Genomic DNA, 18700 nt, shown 5'->3' with positions numbered 1-18700 from the left:
AGGACAACGTCATCCGGCTCGCCACGGGTCTTGGAGGACACAGGGAGGACGCGGCATGAGCACCGCAAGCACCAACGGCGCCGCGGCACGCGGTTTCAAGATAGACCTGACCGTTCTGGGACCGATCCTCGCGCTTCTCGCGCTGGTCCTGATCGGCATCCTTCTGAACCCGAACTTCCTCAGCTACGCGAACATTACCAACGTGCTGGCGCGGTCGGCCTTCATCGGGATCATCGCGGTGGGCATGACCTTCGTCATCACCGCCGGGGGGCTCGACCTCTCGGTCGGCTCGATGGCGGCTTTCATCGCAGGGCTCATGATCCTTTGCATGAACCTTCTGATCCCCGGAATGGGCGAAAACCTCGGTGTGATCCTGATCGGCGTCTTGGTTGCTCTGGCCGCGGGCCTTGTCGCGGGGGCGATCAACGGCCTTCTCGTGACCCGGGCCGGGATCGAGGCTTTCATCGTCACGCTCGGTACCATGGGCATCTACCGCAGCCTCGTGACCTGGCTCGCCGATGGCGGAACGCTCTCGCTCGACTATGCGATGCGCGAACTCTACCGTCCGGTCTACTACGGCGGGATCCTCGGAATCTCGTGGCCGGTCATCGTCTTTGCCGTCGTCGCGGGCGCCGCCTTCGGCGCGGGCCTGGTCGGCAAGCTGGTCGGCTTCTACCCCATCGAGTCCGCCATCACCGCTGGCCTGTGCATGGCCAACATGGGCGGAACCGGCGACGTCGCGGTGCTCTCCGCCGCCAAGCGTATGCAGCTGATGCCGTTCGCGCAGATCTCCTCGCGCCTCGGCGGTGCACTGATCCTGCTGATCTCCAGCATCGTGGTACCGCTGTTCTTCACCTGACGACATGACCGCGGCAAGGAAAACGGCGCCTCCGTTATTGAACGGGGGCGCCGTTTCGATGAGTACCGGACGCTTCTCGACGGAGGCTCAGCCTTCTTCCTCGTCGTCGGCGAGTTCACGGCCGAAGCCGCGCCACTGGGCCAGGGTCATCACCTCGGTACTCTCGGTCTGCAGGTCGTGCACGATCAGCAGCTCGCTTCGTTCCAGTTGTCCTTTGAGATCACGCACCCAGTCGTGCATGTCCGTCGCCACATCGGTGGTGTCGTAGCCCTGCCGCGTGACGAACGTTTCCAGCAGTGCATCCAGCGTCTCCGCCGGCAGCATGCGATGCGGGATTTCGATAAAGCGTCCGCTCATGCCCCTGCCTCCCACTTTTCCAGCCGTTCGATGAATGTCGCCTCGTCGATCACTTCGACATCCAGTTCCTCGGCCTTGGTCAGCTTGCTGCCGGCGCCGGGGCCGGCGACGACGGTAGCGGTCTTCTTGGAGACGCTGCCGGCGACCTTGGCGCCGAGCGCCTGCAGGCGCTCCTTACCCTCGTCCCGTGTCATGCTCTCGAGGCTACCGGTGAGCACCCAGGTCTGGCCGGCCAGGGGCTGCGGTCGCTCGGCCATCTCGACCTCTTCCCAGGTAACGCCGACCGCCAGCAGATCGTCCAGCGTCTCCTGGTTATGGGGCTGCTGGAAGAAAGTGTGGATGTGGTGGGCGACCACCGGTCCGACGTCGTCGACCGCCTTCAAGGCCTCCAGCGAAGCGTCACGCAGCGCCTGCAGCGAGCCGAAATGGCGCGCCAGACTTGCCGCGGTCGCCTCGCCCACTTCACGGATTCCGATGGCGTAGACGAAACGGGCCAGGGTCGTCCGCTTGGAAGCCTCGAGCGAGGCGACCAGGTTGTTGGCGGATTTCTCCGCCAGCCGCGGCAGCTCCGCCAGCCGCTCGGCCCGGAGCCGGAACAGATCGGCCGGTGTCTTGACCCATTCGCGCTCGACCAGCAGGTCGATCAGCTTCTCGCCCAGGCCATCGATATCCAGCGCGCGGCGGCTGGCAAAGTGTTTCAACGCCTCCTTGCGCTGTGCGGGGCAGAACAGCCCGCCGGAACAGCGGGCGGCGACTTCGCCCTCGAACCGTTCGATCTGCGAGCCGCAGACCGGACATTCGGCGGGCATCTCGATGGCCCGGGTGTCGTTCGGGCGCTGCGATTCGACCACGCCCACGATCTGCGGGATCACGTCGCCGGCACGGCGCACGATCACCGTATCGCCGATGCGCACGCCGAGACGTTCGACCTCGTCCATGTTGTGCAGGGTGGCGTTGGAGACGGTGACGCCGGCGACCTGTACCGGCTGCAGCTTGGCAACCGGCGTCAGAGTACCGACCCGGCCGACCTGAAAGGCGACGTCGTTGAGCGTCGTGGTCTGCTCCTGCGCCGGATACTTGAAGGCAATGGCCCAGCGTGGCGCACGCGAGACGAACCCCAACTCGCGCTGAGCGCGAAGGCTGTCGATCTTGAGCACCGCTCCGTCGATATCGTAGTCGAGCCCCTCTCGCCGCCTGCCCAGCGATTCGCAGAATTCGACCACCCCGCTGGCGCCTTTGACCACGTCGAGCAGCGGGCTGGTCCGGAATCCCAGTTCACGCAGGCACTTCAGGTAATCGGAATGGGATCGGGCGTCGTCGTCGCCCTCCAGCCGAGCCACCTGGTAGGCGCAGAATTCCAGCGGACGCTGGGCCGCGATCGATGAGTCCAGTTGGCGCAGGCTGCCGGCGGCTGCGTTACGCGGGTTGGCGAAGACCTTGTCGCCCCTTTCGCGCGCCCGCTCGTTCATCGCCTCGAAGCCGGAGTGACGCATGTAGACTTCGCCACGCACTTCGATCAGCGACGGTACCGATGTGCCGCGCAGCTTGAGCGGTATAGAGTGAATCGTGCGTAGATTGAGCGTGACATCCTCGCCGGTACGTCCGTCGCCGCGAGTCGCCCCCTGAACCAGTCGCCCGTTCTCGTAGACCAGCGAAACGGCCAGGCCGTCGAGCTTGGGCTCGCAGCAGAACGCGAGCGTTTCGGCGTCGTCCTCAAGCTTGTCGGCCGCGCGCTTGACGAAGGCTCTTAGCTCCTCCTCGTTGAAGGCGTTATCGAGCGACAGCATCGGCACCGCATGGGTGATTTCCCGAAAGCGATCGGCCGGCGCTGCACCGACGCGCTGGGTCGGGGAATCCGGCGTCACCAGCTCGGGATGATCGGCCTCCAGCGACTGCAGCTCTCGCAGCAGCTTGTCGTACTCGGCGTCGGTGATCTGCGGCTGGTCTTCGACGTAGTAATGATAGTTGGCATCATCCAACTGCTGGCGCAGGGCACTGGCCCGTTCGCGGACCGCTGGGGGAATCTGGCTCATGGCGCTCGGTTCGATCGCTGCTCAAAAAGTGACACGCATTGTAGCGGAAGCGCGCCGTGGCTGCCGCAGCGCCAAGGGTATCCAAAGGCCAGAAACGGCGACGGGGCCCCGAAGGGCCCCGTCGTCACGTCCAGCTAGGCTCAGGCCGTTGCCAACTCAATTGGCCTGATAGCGATGCAGCCGATGGCGACGCTCGAACTCCTGCACGCGCTGGCGCGCGAATTCGATGGTCTGGGCGGTCATCACACTGTGATTCTCATCCTTCAGCTCACCGCCCAGGTTGCGCACCAGCACCATGGCGGTTTCCAGCATCGCCTCGAAGGCCGCCGCGGTATCATTGGCCCCCGGCAATGGCATCAGGAAGGTGACGCCCGGCGTCACGATCTCGTGCATCTTGTCGAGATCGAACACCCCCGGCTTCAGCACGTTGACCATCGAGAACTGCAGCTCACTGTCGTCGGACTCGGTCTCGTAGCGATGGAAAATCCCCATCTCGCTGAAGCGCAAGCCACAGGCCAGCATCAGGTTGAGCAGCGTGGTACCGTCGAAGCCGGCTTCCGTTCTCGCCAGCACGCTGATGACGATGATCTCTTCGGAATGCGCCAGGGTCTCCCGGGCCCGAGCCGCACTCACATGGTGGCGCTTGGCACGTTCGACGGCGGGATGCTGAGTCACCACATCGCTGCGTGGCGCATCTTCGGTCTCTTCCATCGGTGCCGAGGAGCGGGAGGCCAATTCGGATTCGGCACGCGACGCCGTCCGAGAGCGATCCTGCTGCTGGGTCACCTCCTGCTGATCAGCCATCCGAGCACCGGCATCGGCAACATGACCCTCGTCAGGCGGTACCAGCGTCGTGATCTGCAGACGACCGGGCGCCTCGGCATCGGCGACTTCCCGAGTGCCAAGATGGGGCTCTTCATGCCGCTCCGACGCTCTTGCGCGACTCTCTTCGGCCTCGCGCTTGGCGTCCTCGCGTCTGTGGCTCAGGCGCTGGGCCGACTCGCTGACACGCTTGGCACCGGCACGAACGGCACTCTTCACATTGTTCGTCACGTTGTGCTGCATGTCGGCGAACGAGGAACGAGGGCCGCGGTCGAGTATGCTGCTCTGCAGCTTCTCTTCCGGAATCCGCTCCTGGCGCTTGGGCTCGGCGGGCCTGATCGGCTCCGACCCATTGCCGCTGCGTTCGAACGTCGCAGGACGCAGGACACGTGCCCCTCCATTGGGCAATTCCCAGTTGACCTCGGCCTCGCGGGCCGCCTGTTCCGGATCCACTTCGGATCCATCGTCGACTCCATTGTCTCCAATCGCCCGATCTAGGCGTGGAACTCGACGTTGGCGCTGCAGGCGACGGAAGCCATCGATCACGATGGTCGCCACCAAAACCAGCCCCAGGATGATCAGCCACTCTCTTAGTTCCATGGGTCGTCTTGCCTGTTCGCGGTGCCACTATGCTGGAAGAGGACAACATGCATTCGGCATGTCGGCACTAGCATAGCGTGATTTGTCAAAAATGGGCTACTTTTTTTCTTTGTCAAGCAAAGTTTTGCCCATCAGCAATCACCCTTCAATTCCATCCGATGTCGAACATCCTATTACGTCGTTAGCCGGTTTGGCTATTTTTGCCAACGTCAGGACGCCTCCGCCATCGACGCTGCCTCATCCACACCCACGGATACCAGACGCGAAACGCCGGGCTCCTGCATCGTGACACCCATCAATCTCTCGGCAGCCTCCATCGCGATTTTGTTATGGGTGATGAAGATGAACTGTACGCTCTCGGACATTTCCTTGACCAGTTTGGCGTAGCGCCCCACGTTCGCATCGTCGAGGGGCGCGTCCACCTCGTCGAGCATGCAAAAAGGCGCTGGATTGAGCTGGAAGATGGCGAATACCAACGACAGCGCCGTCAGCGCTTTTTCTCCCCCGGACAGCAGATGAATGGTGCTGTTTTTCTTGCCCGGTGGGCGCGCCATGATCGCCACGCCCGTCTCCAGCAAATCCTCCCCCGTGAGGGTCAACCATGCGGCCCCGCCACCGAAGACTCTGGGAAAAAGTGCCATCAGGCCACGATTCACTTCCTCGAAAGTCTGCTTGAAACGGGCCCTCGTCTCCTGGTCGATGCGTTTGATCGCACGCTCCAGCGTCTCGATCGCCTCGCTCAACTCGGCGTGCTGGGCCTCGAGATAGTCGCGCCGCTCGGCCTGCTGCTCGTACTCCTCGATCGCCGCCAGGTTGATGGCGCCGAGGCGCCGGATGCGCTCGCCGGTCTCTTCCAGGCGGGTCTGCCAGGCCGATTCCGTGGCATTGGGATCGAGGTTTTCCTGCAGCTCCCGCTCATCCTGCTGCTGCTCCGCCAGCGTCTCGCGCTGGGCATCCGCCTTGAGCGTCAGGGCCTGGACCTGCATCCGCGCTTCCTGCAGCCGCTGGCGGAGCCCTTCGAGATTGCGCTCGTGCTGCTGACGATCGATCTCGGTCTGGCGTAGCGTCTCGCCAATCTGGTTGGCCCGCTCCCGGCAGCGGTCGAGGGTGGACTCCTGCTGGGATCGCGTTTCGAGCAACCGCTCCAGGCGTTCACGCTGATCCTCGCCGGGTTCATGGAGCGTCTCCCGCTGCTCGCGCAGCAACTCGCAGCGTTCGTCGAGGCGGGCAAGCTGACCGCGGCTGCGCTCGATCTGCTGCTGAAGCTCGCCGCGCTGCGCCTCGAGGCGCTGGCGTTCGAGCACCAGCTGCTGCTGGGTCTGACGCGTCTGCTGCTGTTGCTGACGAAGCTCCCCCAGACGCGCCTGGCTCTGCTCGCGGGCCGTCTGCAGCGTTTCGCGCTCGGCGCCGTTGGCTTCGACCCGGTCGAGCGCCTGCTGCCAACGCTCCCGCGCGGCTTCGAGCTCCAGCCGCTGTGTCGCGTGGCGGCCCTGGCTCTGTGCCTGCTCGGCTTCGAACTCCCGCAGCCGTGAAGCGACATGCTCGAGCCGGCTTTCGAGCGCTGCCAGCCGGGTCGACCGGGATTGACGCTGACCGGCGAGTTCCCGCTCTTCGTGGCGCAGCGCCTCCAGCGCCGCCTCGCAGCTATCGATCTCGGACTGCCAATGGACGATCTGCGAATCCCGCTCGACCAGCGTGGCGTCGAGCGCGGCGAGCTCTTCGACCAGCGCGTCGCGGCGTTGCCGCTGCAGCAACACGCTATCCGCGTTGGCGTCGTCACGACCGAGCCGCCGCGCCCAGCCGCGCCCCAGCCACAGACCGTCCCGGGTGATCACGCTGTGACCCGCGGGAAGATCGGCCGCCATCTGCCACGCGGCCGTCGCGTCGTCGGCGCAGTGAATCGCCGCCAGCAGCGTCGACAGCGCGCCGGCACCCTTGACCCGGGCTCCCAGCGATTCGGCAGGCGCGCTCTCCGCGGCCTGGAGCGACACCACCGGCAGCTCCCCGCTCGTCAACGAGGCCATCCGCTCGCGGGCCAGTTCCGGCTCGGCCAGGCGCGCCTTCAGCCAGGGCCCGAGCACCCAGGCGACGGTACGCTCCCAACCGGACGTGACTTCCAGGCTCTCGGCAACGCGTGGCGCACTGCCCAGCGGATGATCGGCGAGGTGTTCGGCCAGGCTGGCGTCGTCATCGTTGAGTGCCGCCTCGATCAGCGCCTCGAGCGACGCCACTTCGCCCTGGCAGCGATGCTGGCGCTCGCGCTCTCCATCCCTGGCCGCCTGCGCTGCGGCCTGGCCTTCGCGGGCACGCTCGCGGGACCGCTGGCGCTCCTCGCGGCGAATCTCCAGCGTCTGCTGCCGCTCGTCCAGTACGGCGAGGGCTTCCTGCAGCGAGGCTTTCTCCTCGTCGAGATCGCCGATGTCCGGCAGCTCCGATCGCTGCTGTCGGCGGCGCTCCAGCTCGCGGGTCAGCTCCTCGAGCTGACGTTCGAGTCGCTGAATCGTCTCCTGTTCGCGCTCGGCCCGGTGACGGGCGTCGCGATCCTGCTCGCTGAACGCCTCCCACCGCTGCTGACACTCCTGTGCCGAAGCCTCGGCCTCCTCGAGCTGCGCCTCCAGCGTCAGCAACGCCTCATCGGCCATCTCGATCTCAGGGAGCAGCGTTTCGAGTCGGGTATCCCACTCGCCGCGACGCTCCTCGTCCTGTTCGATCAGTTGCGCCATGGCGTCCCGCTCCCGCTGCGCACTCTCCAGGTCACCGGAGAGCTGCTGCTGCCGCTGCCGGGCGTGCTCGAGAGACTGCTCCAGCCGGGCGATGTCGGCGCCGGTCTGGTAGAACGCGGCCTGGTGCGACTCCAGCTCGGCGGCCACGGCGTCGTGGGTCTCCCGGCCCTCCGCCAGCCGCGTCTCGCACTGGCGCTGCCCGAGAATCTCGCGCTCGACCTGGATCTCGCAGTCGCGAACGCGGGCTTCCTCCTCGCGCTGCTGGCTACGCAGGGCGCGTTCGCGCAGCACCGCCAGCTCGCCGCGCAGGCGATGCTCTTCGGCTTTCAGCGTGCGATAGCGCCTGGCAGCTTCGGCCTGACGCTTGAGCCGCTCGAGCTGCTTGTCGAGCTCCTCGCGAATGTCGTCGAGCCGTTCGAGATTTTCCTGGGTGCGTCGCAGGCGGTTTTCGGTCTCCCGCCGGCGCTCCTTGTACTTCGAGATGCCCGCCGCCTCTTCCAGCGTGTTGCGCAGCTCTTCCGGGCGGGCTTCGACGAGCCGGGAGATCATGCCCTGGCCGATGATCGCGTAGGAGCGCGGCCCGAGGCCGGTGCCGAGGAAGATGTCGGCGATATCGCGGCGGCGGCATTTCTGGCCATTGAGGAAGTAGCTGGACTGCGCCTCGCGGGTCACCAGGCGCTTGACCGCGATCTCGTTGTATCCGGCGTAGGCGCCGCCGAGTTCGCCATCGCGATTGTCGAAGATCAGTTCGATGGAGGCCTGACCGATGGGGGAACGGCCGGTGGAGCCATTGAAGATGACATCGGTCATCGATTCGCCGCGCAGGGTCTTGGCGGAGGATTCGCCCATCACCCAGCGCACGGCATCGATGACGTTGGATTTGCCGCAGCCGTTGGGTCCGACGATGGCGGTCATGTTGCTGTCGAACGGCACGGTGACCGGATCGACGAACGACTTGAAGCCAGCCAGCTTGATGGACTTGAGGCGCATGCAGGGAAGAGAGCTCCGAAAACCGAGTGGGCGGCGGCAGGTCGCCGATGATGGCAACCCGCCACGGGTTTCGGCAGAGCCTAAGGCACCGCGTGATCGATATCCAGCGCCAACGTGCCCGAATCGGCTACCTCGGCGTCGAGGCCGACCCCGTTGTCTCTCGTGTCGCGGCCAGCCGCTGCTGGGCGACGGCGATCACCTTGCGCAGTGCCTGGCCGGAGCGGGCATCCTGATAACCGGCCATGGCGCCGCGCAGCGCGATCACGCCGATGTAGAGGAACAGCTGGATCAGCATCGAGGTCAGCCGCGCGTCCCAGGTCCCCCAGGTCGGCACGCCCCACAGCGAGCCGCTGAACAGGCCGAGAAAGGTCATCGCCGCGCCGAACGGTGCCATCACGCTCGCGGCCATGTCGGCGACCTTGATCTTCCAGACCAGAAACACCGCGGAGGACAGGGCCATGGCAATGAACACGCTCTGGGCCAGAATCGCCGAGGGGACGTGTACATAGAGGATGCGATAGCTATCCCCCATCTGGTAATCGGGCGGCGACACCGCCAGCGCCGGACCCGCGACACCTCCCTCGATCACCGCCTTGACCGCACCGGCACCGAAGATCAATACCGGGACATAGAGCGGCAGTCCGAGAGCTCGCCACACTCGGCCGACGACATCATGACACGGCGAGTCCACCGATTTTTATCGGCTTGCCGATACCGCTTGCCTTGCTATGATGGCGACACCACCTCGGGAGAAGACGATGACAAACGCCGCACCGAGCTACCTCCAGCGCCAGCCGAACCTGCCGCTGATCGACGGCAACTGGGAACCCATCGACGCGACCGATCTGGTCGAGATACCGCTGCTCGGCCAGGTCGCCGCCGGGCTGCCGATGGAAGCCTGCCTCGACAACGCCACCGTCCACGTTCCAGCCAAGCTGGTGCGTCGCAACACCTATGCGCTGCGCGTCCGCGGCGACTCGATGATCGACAGCAACATCTTCGATGGCGACGTCATCATCATCGAGCGCTACGAGTCGGCGGAGAACGGCGAGACCGCCGTGGTGTTGATCAACAACCACGAAGTGACGCTGAAGAAGCTGTTCATCGAGAAGTCGGGCGTTCGCCTTCAGCCCGCCAACGACAGCATGCCGCCGATCTATCTGAAGAACGAGGACGTGCAGGTGCTGGGACTGGTCATGGGCGTGATGCGCAATCCCCCCCAGGCGGCGTGATGCGCTACCCCGTTCCCGATCTCCCCGCCGGAGAGAGACACGTCGAAACCCTCGAGATCGAAAGGAGCCGGTTCATCTGCTGGCTCTGCCACGCCCCCGACAACGCCGCCTTCGAGGCGCTGCTGCACGAGGCACGCCTTGCCTATCCGGATGCCAGTCATCACTGCTCCGCGTTCATCGCCGGCGCGCCCGGCGAACAGGTCGCGATCGGCTTCTCCGACGACGGCGAGCCGGGCGGTACTGCCGGACGACCCATGTTCCAGGCGCTGGAGGGTAGCGGCCTGGGCCAGGCCGGAGCAGTGGTGACGCGCTACTTCGGCGGCACCAAGCTGGGCACCGGCGGCCTGGTTCGCGCCTACACCCAGGCCGTTCTCAAGGCCCTCGACGCGCTGCCCAGGCGCCCTTTCACCGAACGCCGCGCGGTGGCGATCCAGGTCGATTTCAGCAACGAGGCGGAAGCCCGCCGCTGGCTGGCCGAGCACGACGTTCCCGTCGCCGCCGCCGATTACGATAGCCAGGGGGCGCGCCTGAGGCTGGCGTGGCCGGCCGATGACAGTCTCTCGCTGACGGCACTGGAGCAGCGCCTCAAGGGCGCGCTGGTGCGTCTTTGACCGAGACAGGCGGCGCTGGTCCGGCGATCCCTCGTCTAGCCTCTCTCTTCCACCCTCGTTCGATCCTCCTGGCAGGCCCCTCGCGCCACCTCGTGAGAGAGGCGGATATGCTCCTCGAGTAGCGCCCGAGCCGCCGGGACGTCGCGAGCCATGGCCAGCTCCACCAGTTGCCCGTGCTGGACGTTGAGCCGCTCCCGGATCGTGTCGTTGGCCGGCGCCATACGGCGATAGCGGTCGAACTGGTCGTGCAACTGCTCGATGAAGCGCAGCAGCCACGCCGAACCGCAGGGTTCGAGCAGGTGGCGGTGGAACTGGAGGTGCATCTGCTCCCAGTGTTCCAGCTGCCCCGGGGTCCCGTCGGCTCGCTTGAGGCGGTGGAACGCCGCCAGCAGGCCGGCTTCCCATTCGTCGCCGCCCGCCTGGAGCGCCTGCGTCAGCGCCAATCCCTCGAGTCGTCGTCGCAGATCGGCGATGTCGTCGAGTTCGGCACGCTTCAGTGCGGGGACCCGAAAGCCACGCTGATTCTCCTGCTCCAGCAGGCCATAGGCCGCCAGGCGATTCAGTGCCTCGCGCAGCGGGCTCAAACCCACCCCGTAACGCTGCCTGAGCGCGGTGATCGCCAGCTTCTGCCCCGCGGCGAAACGGCCATCGATCAAATCGCGCTTCAGCGCTGCGTACAGCTGGCTCGCCGTCATGTTGGCGGTGGCGACTTCAGCTCCCATAAAGAGTGACCTTCTGATTCGGTGGCGGAAACGCACTATCGCATCGACCCCGTGCCTTTCGCCAACCCGGGGCTTGACCTGCACGATAATACGACGCCATAGTAAAAAATCGATTTTTCATATCATAACCGATCAAAATCCATTTTCCCGTAAGACCTTCGGCATCCAACGCACCGCTTTACAATAATCAGGGTATCGCCATGTCCCTCGCGTTCGACCACAACAACCCCTTCCCTTCCCGCCGCAGCGCCACCTATGCCAGCCGCGGCATGGTGGCGGCCTCGCAACCCCAGGCCAGTCAGGCCGGGCGGGACATTCTCGCCCAGGGCGGCAACGCGATCGACGCCGCCATCGCGACGGCAGCCGTGTTGACCGTGGTCGAGCCCAGTGGCAACGGCATCGGCGGCGACGCCTTTGCGCTGGTGTGGCTGGCCGAGGGCCGCGACGGAGGCGGCAAGCTCCATGGCCTCAATGCCAGCGGGCATGCTCCCCAGCGGCTGACGCCCGAGGCGGTCGAGGCGGCAGGCCATGGCGAGATGCCCCTGCACGGCTGGACGCCGGTAACGGTCCCCGGCATCCCCGCCGCCTGGGCGGAACTGTCGAGACAGCACGGCAGACTGGATTTCGCCACCCTGCTGGCACCGGCAATCCGTATCGCCCGGGAAGGCTTTCCCGTCTCCCCGGTCATCAGCCAACTCTGGCAGCGTGCAGAGATCGAGTTTCGCGCCAAGGCGGACGATCCCGCCATCGCCCCATGGCTGGAGGCCTTCGCGCCCAACGGACACGCGCCCCGCCCGGGCGAACTCCATCGTAACGAGGCCCAGGCTAGAACCCTGGAAGCGCTGGCGGAGAGCCGCTGCGAGAGCTTCTACCGCGGCGAACTGGCGCAGAAGATCGATGCCTTCTCCCGGGCGACGGGCGGCTATCTGCGCGCCGACGACCTGGCCGACTATGCGCCGGAGTGGGTCGACCCGATCTCGGTCAACTATCGCGGCTTCGATGTCTGGGAGATCCCGCCCAACGGCCAGGGCATGGTCGCGCTGATGGCGCTGCGGATGATGGAAGGGTTCGATGCCACGGTGCGCGACGACCCGCAACTGCTGCATCGCCAGTTGGAGGCGATGAAACTCGCCTACACCGACGGTCATCATCACATCACCCAGGCCGAGCACATGCGCACCAGCGTCGCCTCGCTACTGAGCGACGAGTACGCCGACACCCGTCGCCGGCTGATCGGCGAACGGGCCATCGACCCCGAACCCGGCCAGCCGCAGGCCGGCGGCACGGTCTACCTGGCCACCGCCGACGACGACGGCAACATGGTCTCCTACATCCAGAGCAACTATCACGGCTTCGGTTCCGGCGTGGTAGTGCCGGATACCGGTATCTCGCTGCAGAATCGTGGCCACGGCTTCAGCCTGGATGCCGATCACGTCAACGTGCTGGCGCCCGGCAAGCGAACCTTCCACACCATCATTCCCGGCTTCCTGACCCGGGGCGACACCGGGCTCGGTCCGTTTGGCGTGATGGGGGGCTTCATGCAGCCCCAGGGGCACATGCAGGTGGTGATGAACCTGGTCGATTTCGGTCTCAACCCGCAGGCGGCGCTGGACGCGCCGCGCTGGCAGTGGATGGGCGGACGCCGGATCGGCATCGAGCCCGGCTATCCGATGCACCTGATCCGCGCGATGTCCGAGCGCGGTCACCGGATGACGGTTGCCGTGGATACCACCGCCTACGGTCGCGGCCAGGTCATCCTCCGCGATCCCGTCAGCGGCATCTACTGCGGAGGCACCGAACCGCGCACCGACTCCAGCATCGCGGTGCTCTGAGCCATGCCCTCATCCTTGACGACTCAGCGTCGCCTGTTCATGGCCTTTCTGCGTATCGGTCTGCTCGGCTTCGGCGGCGGCCCCTCGATGATACCGCTGGTTCGCGCCGAAGCGGTCACGCGCTATCAGTGGATGAACGATGAGGAGTTCGGCGACGTGCTGGCCATCGGCAATACGCTGCCCGGCCCCATCGCCACCAAGATGGCCGGCACCATCGGCTATCGGGTCGGCGGGGTACTGGGCTGTATCAATGCCGTCGTCGCCGTCATCGTGCCGTGCATCGTGGCGATGATGGTGCTCCTGGGGCTGTTCACCCGCTATCGCGACCAGCGCTGGATCCAGGGCATGAGCGAGGGCGTCGTGCCGGTGGTGATGGTGATGATGGCCCAGCTGACATGGGACTTCTTCCACAAGTCCCGCGTGGTGCTTGGCTGGATCGCGACCCTGATCATGGGCGTGGTCGCCGGCGGCCTGATCTACGGACTCGGCATCCACCCGGGCCTGGTGATCGGCGCGATCCTCGTCGCCGCGCTGCTGCGACCGGAGCGGCGGCGCGAGCGCAGCGGGGAGGCCAAGCCATGATCTACTGGGATCTGTTCCTGGCGTTCTTCATCCCCAACATCGTCGGCTACGGCGGGGGACCGGCGATCATTCCCCTGGTCGAGAACGAAGTCGTCGGCCGCTACGGCTGGATGAGTTCCCAGCAGTTCGCCGAGACCCTGGCACTGGGCAACACCCTGCCCAGCCCGATCGCCACCAAGATGGCCGGCTATATCGGCTACGACGTCGCCGGGATCGGCGGCAGCCTGGTGGCGACCTTCGCCACGGTCGCCCCCTCGCTGATCCTGATGCTGGTAGCGCTGGGAACACTGTATCGCTATCGAGATTCGATCAAGGTCAAGTCGATGAGCCAGTGGGTCAGGCCGGTGATCATGGTGCTGATGGGCTATCTCACCTGGTCGTTTCTCGGCGAGGGCGTCCATGATGCCGGCTGGATCCACACCGCCATCATCGCCGCGATCGCCGTCGTCATGCTGTGGCGACTCAAGCTCCACCCGGTATGGGCCGTCGTCGTCGGGCTGGTCTATGGCGGATTTCTACTCGGCTGAGCGGCGGGAACCGACCACCGCTTGGCGAGGCAATGGCAACACCCCTGAGAGAGGCAAGGATCCAGAACTACAAGAGCAACAGACACGACGTCAAAACCAACAGACCAACAAGGACAACACATGTTCTACGACGGACTTCACCAGATGGCCCGGGGCAGACTGGGCCGAGCGCTTTCATCCAGCGGCGCGATCGCCTCCCTGACCCTGGGTCTGGCCGCCGGCGGCCTGGCGGCCAGCCAGGCCGTATACGCCGACGACTACCCCGACCACGCCATCGAATTCATCGTGCCCTGGTCGCCGGGTGGTGGCAGCGACGCCTTGATGCGCATCATCTCCAACGCGGCCCAGGAGACCTTCGGACAGCCGATGCCGGTGATCAACATGCCCGGCGTCAGCGGCACCATCGGCCTCAAGGAGCTCGCCCAGAAAGACCCCGACGGTTACACCGTGGGCCAGATTCACGAGGGCCTGATGGCCGCCAACGCCACCGGCCTGACGACGCTCGACTGGGACGATTTCCAGCCGATCGCCTCGCTGGCCTCGTCGCCGCAATATCTGGTGGTCAACGCCGACAGCGACTGGAAGACCTTCGAGGAGTTCGCCGAGTACGCCAAGGCCCACCCCGGCGAGATTCGAGTCGGTGCCACCCTCGGCGGCATTCCCCATGTCCATGCGGCAATGATCGAGGACGCCATCGGGGCCCAGTTCCGCTATGTGGGTTTCGAGGGGACCGGCGCGCGCATTCGTTCGCTGGTGGGTGGCCATATCGATGCCTCGATCGGCGATATCTCCTCGAGCCTGGAGTTCGTCAAGAATGGCGACCTGCGGTTTCTCGCCGTGGGCAGCAAGGAGCGTCTCGAGCAGACGCCCGACGTACCCACCTTCAAGGAGCTCGGTTACGACGACCTCAAGCTGAGCATCAATCGCGGCATCGTCGCGCCCAAGGGGATCGACCCGGCCAAGGTGGAAACATTGGCCAAGGGGTTCGAAACCCTGTCCCGGAATCCGGAGTTCATCTCTCGGGTCAACAAGGCCGGTGCCGAGGTCGAGTTCATGGGGCCGCAGGCTTACGCCGACTACCTGGCTGACGTCGACGCAACCATCAAGCGCCTCTCGGGCAAGTTGGCACGATGAACGACGCAACCGATACGGCCTCCCGCCCCGGGCGGGAGGCCAACAGCGAGCGTGGCAAGGCGCTCGCCAACGTCATCTTCAATGCCGTGCTGGCGGCGCTCTTCGTCGGCCTGTTCGTGCAGGCCGGCGATCTGCCGTCGTCGATGTGGGAACCGCTGGGTGCCGGATCGTTCCCCCGGCTGATTCTGGGCGCGTTGATCATCTTCAACCTGGCGATCGTGTTCCAGTCGGCGATGGCCCTGCGCCAGACCGACCAGGCGACGAGCGAGGGAGCTGGCCGCTGGTTCGCACAGCGGCGCCTGGCCTTCGCCACGCTGACAGCCTTCTGCGTCTATGCGCTACTCATGCCGTGGATCGGCTTCGCGCTGGCGTCCCTGCTGTTCCTGCTGGCCGTCCAGATCATCCTGGGTGCACGCCGCGGTCGCCGGCTGCTGATCGCGTGCCTGGTTGCGGCGGTCTTCGGCCTCGGGCTCTATGCGCTGTTCAGCCACGTGTTCCTGATTTCGCTCCCCCCGGGCCGCCTGTGGTAGCGGTAAACGGTAGCCCGAAGACCCACTCCGTAAAGATCGACAGCCCCATGCCAACAACTCCAATGGGCCAAGAGAGTTCTCCATGACGATGATCGATGCGCTGCTCTCCAGCGTCGAACAACTGTTTTCGCTGGCGACGCTCGTCAGCATGATGATTGGCGTCATGGCAGGTGTCGTGGCCGCCGCCATACCTGGCTTCACGATCACCATGGCGATCGTGCTGACCCTGCCGGTCACCTTCACCATGCCGCCGCTGCAAGGCGTCGCCACGATGCTCGCGGTCTATGTCGGCGGCGGCTCGGGCGGGCTGATCAGCGCCGCCCTGCTGGGCATTCCCGGTACGCCCTCCGCGGTGGCGACGACGTTCGACGCCTACCCCATGGCGCGCAAGGGCGAGCCCGGCCGGGCGCTGGCGCTGGGGATCTGGGCCTCGTTCTTCGGCGCGCTGATCAGTGCCGTGGTGCTGATCGTCGCCGCGCCGCCACTGGCGATGATCGCCGTCAAGCTCGGCCCCTGGGAGTACTTCTCGCTGATCCTGTTCGCCGTGACGGTAGTGGCGAGCCTGGTCGGCAAGTCGATCCTCAAGGGGTTGATGATGAGTCTGCTGGGGCTGTTCGTCGCCACGGTGGGTCAGGATCCGATGATGGGCGTGCCGCGCTTCACCTTCGGTGTCGACGTACTGGCGGCCGGCATTCCGTTCCTGGTGGTACTGATCGGCATCTTCGCGGTCAGCCAGCTCGCCAGCGAGGTCGAGAACCCGACGGCACTCCAGCGCGGGGAGTCGCTGGTCAGCGGCAAGCTGCATTTCCGGCCGCTGGCCGTGATGCGCGAGGTGCTGAGCCGGCCGGGCAACCTGCTGCGCTCGTCGATGCTGGGTGTGGTCATCGGCGCGGTACCCGGCGCCGGCGGCAGCATCGCCAACCTGATCGCCTACGACCAGGCCAAGCGCGCCTCGAAGACCCCGGAACGTTTCGGCACCGGCATCGCCGACGGCGTGGTCGCCTCGGAGTCCGGCAATTCCGCCACCGCCGGCGGCGGGCTGATACCAATGATTGCGCTGGGCATTCCCGGCAGCGCCGTCGATGCCGTGCTGATGGCGGCGTTGATGGTACAGGGCGTCAGTGTCGGCCCCCGCCTGATCATGGACAGTGCGGATCTGGTCTATGGCATGTTCCTGGCGATGTTCCTGGCCGCCGGCATGGTGCTGGCGTTCTGCCTGATCAGCATGCGCTGGTTCCTGCGGATCACCGAGATCCCCAAGTCGATCATCGTGCCGGTGGTACTGGTCTGCTGCGCCGTTGGCGCCCTGGCGCTCAACAATCGCATCACCGACCTCTACCTGCTGATCGGCGTTGGCCTGGTCGGTTATCTGCTGGCGAAGCTCGACTATCCGCTGGCGCCGCTGGTACTGGGCGTCATCCTCGGGCCGATTGCCGAGACCAACCTGCGTCGCGCACTGATGGCCGACGAAGACTGGACGCTGTTCTTCACCCGACCGATTTCGGCCGGGCTGCTGATCCTGGCCGTACTCTCCGTGGTATTTACCGTTCGGCGCCTCCTCCAGCAGCGGAAGATTGCCCGGACCTGAGCCCGCACGCGGCCGTTTCGCCCCCTCCGCCGGGGCCCTCACCGGGGCATGGCATACCGCCACGATTGTGCTAGTTTAGCGCCCGCCAGATCCTTGGAGGCCGCATGGCACGACACCACTTTTCCGTACCCACCAACGCCTCCCCACGCGGGCGCATCGGTCTGGCGCCCATGGAGGGCGTCATCGATGCCGACACTCGCGCCCTGCTGAGCGAGGATGGCGCGCTTGACTGGTGCGTCACCGAGTTCGTGCGTGTCGTCGACGCCAGATTGCCGCCGCGGGTATTCCTGCGCCACTGCCCCGAGCTGGCGACGGCGGGCGCCGCCGGGCCGATCACACCTTCCGCCACCCCGGTCACGCTGCAACTGCTGGGCTCCGACCCGCAGGCCCTGGCGGCCAACGCCGAGCAGGCGATCACCCAGGGCGCCACGCGTCTCGATCTCAACTTCGGCTGCCCGGCCAAGACCGTCAACCGCCATGACGGTGGCGCCTCGCTGCTGAGAACGCCGGAGCGCGTGTACGCCGTGGTCGACGCGGTGGCCGAGGTGGGCCAACGGCATGGTGTTTCGGTCAACGCCAAGCTGCGGCTCGGCTTCGACGACAAGCAGTTGGCGCTGACCTGCGCGCATGCGGCCGAGGCCGGCGGTGCCGGGGAGCTGGTAGTTCACGCCCGTACCCGGCGCGAGGGCTATCGACCGCCCGCCCACTGGGAATGGATCGCCCGGATCCGCGCAGAAGTCGGCGTGCCGGTGGTGGCCAACGGGGATATCTGGTCGCTCGAGGACTACTGGAAGGCGCGCACGCTGTCAGGCTGCCGTGACGTCATGCTGGGCCGCGGCATGCTGGCAGACCCCTGGCTGGCGCGGCGCATCCGCCACTGGCTGGAAACCGACGGCGAACGACTGGCGCCGACGCCGTGGTCGGCTCGCAGCGCCCTGCTGATCCGCTATGCCGAAGCCAAACGCGGCGCAGGAATGCCGGAGAAGGTCATCGTGTCACTGCTGAAACAGTGGCTCAACATCATGCGGGGTCGAGACCCCGAGGCAGCCACGCGCTTCGTGGCATTGCGACGGGAAACCACGCTGGCGCCCTTTGTTGCCGGATTGAGCGACCTCGGGTCGAAGTCGGACTCGGCCCACTCAGGTCCGTCGGCTCGCGCCTCTGCGACGATGGCGACCTAGAGCGACGGCCCTACAAACGAAAACCCCCGCGCCAGAGGCACGGGGGTTTTCGATGGTATGGCGCGCCCGGGAGGATTCGAACCTCCGACCCCCTGATTCGTAGTCAGGTACTCTATCCAGCTGAGCTACGGGCGCTTGAATCTTGTGAAATGACACTGGCATAGCGCAGTGCTTGGTGAATGGCGCGCCCGGGAGGATTCGAACCTCCGACCCCCTGATTCGTAGTCAGGTACTCTATCCAGCTGAGCTACGGGCGCTTGATCCACGTCTCTTTCACACAGTGCCGATCGTGTTCTTCGCGCTTGCGAAAATGGCGGAGAGGGAGGGATTCGAACCCTCGATAGGGCTATAAACCCTATACTCCCTTAGCAGGGGAG

Annotated in this window: 15 protein-coding genes, 2 tRNA genes and 1 pseudogene; 10 read left to right on the top strand and 8 right to left on the bottom strand. The window is 65.7% G+C overall.

The genetic code is table 11. The annotated features are described in order from the left end of the window. The first annotated feature begins 55 nt into the window (after positions 1-55). A complete protein-coding gene (locus tag Q0602_RS22040; protein WP_298848053.1) occupies positions 56-859 on the top strand; it encodes an ABC transporter permease in 804 nt (267 codons plus the stop codon). Between the two features lie 87 nt (positions 860-946). On the opposite strand, the gene Q0602_RS22035 is transcribed toward Q0602_RS22040, so the two are convergent. From Q0602_RS22035 to ccsA, 5 genes and pseudogenes are all read right to left on the bottom strand, one after another. After that, the gene (locus Q0602_RS22035; protein ID WP_298848051.1) at positions 947-1216 is read right to left on the bottom strand and encodes a YheU family protein; all 270 of its coding nucleotides are present in this window, start codon (positions 1214-1216) and stop codon (positions 947-949) included. After that, on the bottom strand, positions 1213-3249 hold the full coding sequence (ligA, locus tag Q0602_RS22030) for an NAD-dependent DNA ligase LigA (protein ID WP_298848049.1): 2037 nt from the start codon (positions 3247-3249) through the stop codon (positions 1213-1215). Before ligA ends, Q0602_RS22035 begins: the two co-directional genes overlap by 4 nt. A 156-nt stretch (positions 3250-3405) precedes the next feature. Next, positions 3406-4671 (bottom strand): cell division protein ZipA, encoded by a 1266-nt coding sequence (zipA, locus tag Q0602_RS22025; protein WP_295035282.1) that lies wholly within the window; start codon positions 4669-4671, stop codon positions 3406-3408. A 209-nt stretch (positions 4672-4880) separates the two neighbouring features. Then, positions 4881-8384, bottom strand: a complete 3504-nt coding sequence (smc, locus tag Q0602_RS22020) for a chromosome segregation protein SMC (protein WP_298848047.1) — start codon at positions 8382-8384, stop codon at positions 4881-4883. 244 nt (positions 8385-8628) lie between these two features. Continuing rightward, a pseudogene (ccsA, locus tag Q0602_RS22015) lies at positions 8629-8973 on the bottom strand (cytochrome c biogenesis protein CcsA); the annotation flags it as partial. 169 nt (positions 8974-9142) lie between these two features. Between ccsA and Q0602_RS22010 the strand changes: the two are divergent. Further along, positions 9143-9616, top strand: a complete 474-nt coding sequence (locus Q0602_RS22010; RefSeq protein WP_295035278.1) for a LexA family transcriptional regulator — start codon at positions 9143-9145, stop codon at positions 9614-9616. Next, complete coding sequence (locus Q0602_RS22005; protein WP_298848044.1) at positions 9616-10227, top strand: YigZ family protein; 612 nt, start codon at positions 9616-9618, stop codon at positions 10225-10227. Before Q0602_RS22010 ends, Q0602_RS22005 begins: the two co-directional genes overlap by 1 nt. Positions 10228-10262: 35 nt before the next feature. Here Q0602_RS22005 and Q0602_RS22000 read toward each other — a convergent pair whose 3' ends face one another. Next, entirely contained in the window at positions 10263-10949 is a 687-nt protein-coding gene (locus tag Q0602_RS22000) for a GntR family transcriptional regulator (protein WP_298848042.1), read from the bottom strand. A 200-nt stretch (positions 10950-11149) separates the two neighbouring features. Between Q0602_RS22000 and Q0602_RS21995 the strand changes: the two genes are divergently transcribed. The 7 genes from Q0602_RS21995 (at position 11150) to Q0602_RS21965 (ending at position 18323) form a co-directional block, all read left to right on the top strand. Then, complete coding sequence (locus Q0602_RS21995) at positions 11150-12781, top strand: gamma-glutamyltransferase family protein (protein ID WP_298848040.1); 1632 nt, start codon at positions 11150-11152, stop codon at positions 12779-12781. A 3-nt stretch (positions 12782-12784) separates the two neighbouring features. Continuing rightward, positions 12785-13363: a chromate transporter gene (locus tag Q0602_RS21990; protein WP_295035272.1), complete on the top strand. Its 579-nt coding sequence runs from the start codon at positions 12785-12787 to the stop codon at positions 13361-13363. Further along, complete coding sequence (locus Q0602_RS21985) at positions 13360-13890, top strand: chromate transporter (protein ID WP_295035270.1); 531 nt, start codon at positions 13360-13362, stop codon at positions 13888-13890. The genes Q0602_RS21990 and Q0602_RS21985 overlap by 4 nt, the downstream gene beginning before the upstream one ends. A gap of 120 nt (positions 13891-14010) precedes the next feature. Then, positions 14011-15024 carry a tripartite tricarboxylate transporter substrate binding protein gene (locus tag Q0602_RS21980; protein WP_298848037.1) on the top strand — a complete coding sequence of 338 codons (1014 nt, stop codon included), beginning with the start codon at positions 14011-14013 and terminating at the stop codon, positions 15022-15024. Further along, the gene (locus Q0602_RS21975) at positions 15021-15554 is read left to right on the top strand and encodes a tripartite tricarboxylate transporter TctB family protein (protein WP_298848034.1); all 534 of its coding nucleotides are present in this window, start codon (positions 15021-15023) and stop codon (positions 15552-15554) included. Before Q0602_RS21980 ends, Q0602_RS21975 begins: the two co-directional genes overlap by 4 nt. A gap of 82 nt (positions 15555-15636) precedes the next feature. Next, entirely contained in the window at positions 15637-17142 is a 1506-nt protein-coding gene (locus Q0602_RS21970) for a tripartite tricarboxylate transporter permease (RefSeq protein ID WP_298848032.1), read from the top strand. 170 nt (positions 17143-17312) lie between these two features. Beyond that, a complete protein-coding gene (locus Q0602_RS21965; RefSeq protein ID WP_298848054.1) occupies positions 17313-18323 on the top strand; it encodes a tRNA-dihydrouridine synthase in 1011 nt (336 codons plus the stop codon). A gap of 58 nt (positions 18324-18381) precedes the next feature. On the opposite strand, the gene Q0602_RS21960 is transcribed toward Q0602_RS21965, so the two are convergent. Both Q0602_RS21960 and Q0602_RS21955 read right to left on the bottom strand, forming a co-directional pair. Next, positions 18382-18458 (bottom strand) — tRNA-Arg (locus Q0602_RS21960). A 45-nt stretch (positions 18459-18503) separates the two neighbouring features. Then, a tRNA-Arg gene (locus Q0602_RS21955) sits at positions 18504-18580 on the bottom strand. Between the last annotated feature and the right edge of the window lie 120 nt (positions 18581-18700).

Source organism: uncultured Salinicola sp. (genome assembly GCF_937921195.1).
Lineage (GTDB): Bacteria > Pseudomonadota > Gammaproteobacteria > Pseudomonadales > Halomonadaceae > Salinicola.
This window is presented reverse-complemented; position numbering and strand designations above follow the sequence as displayed.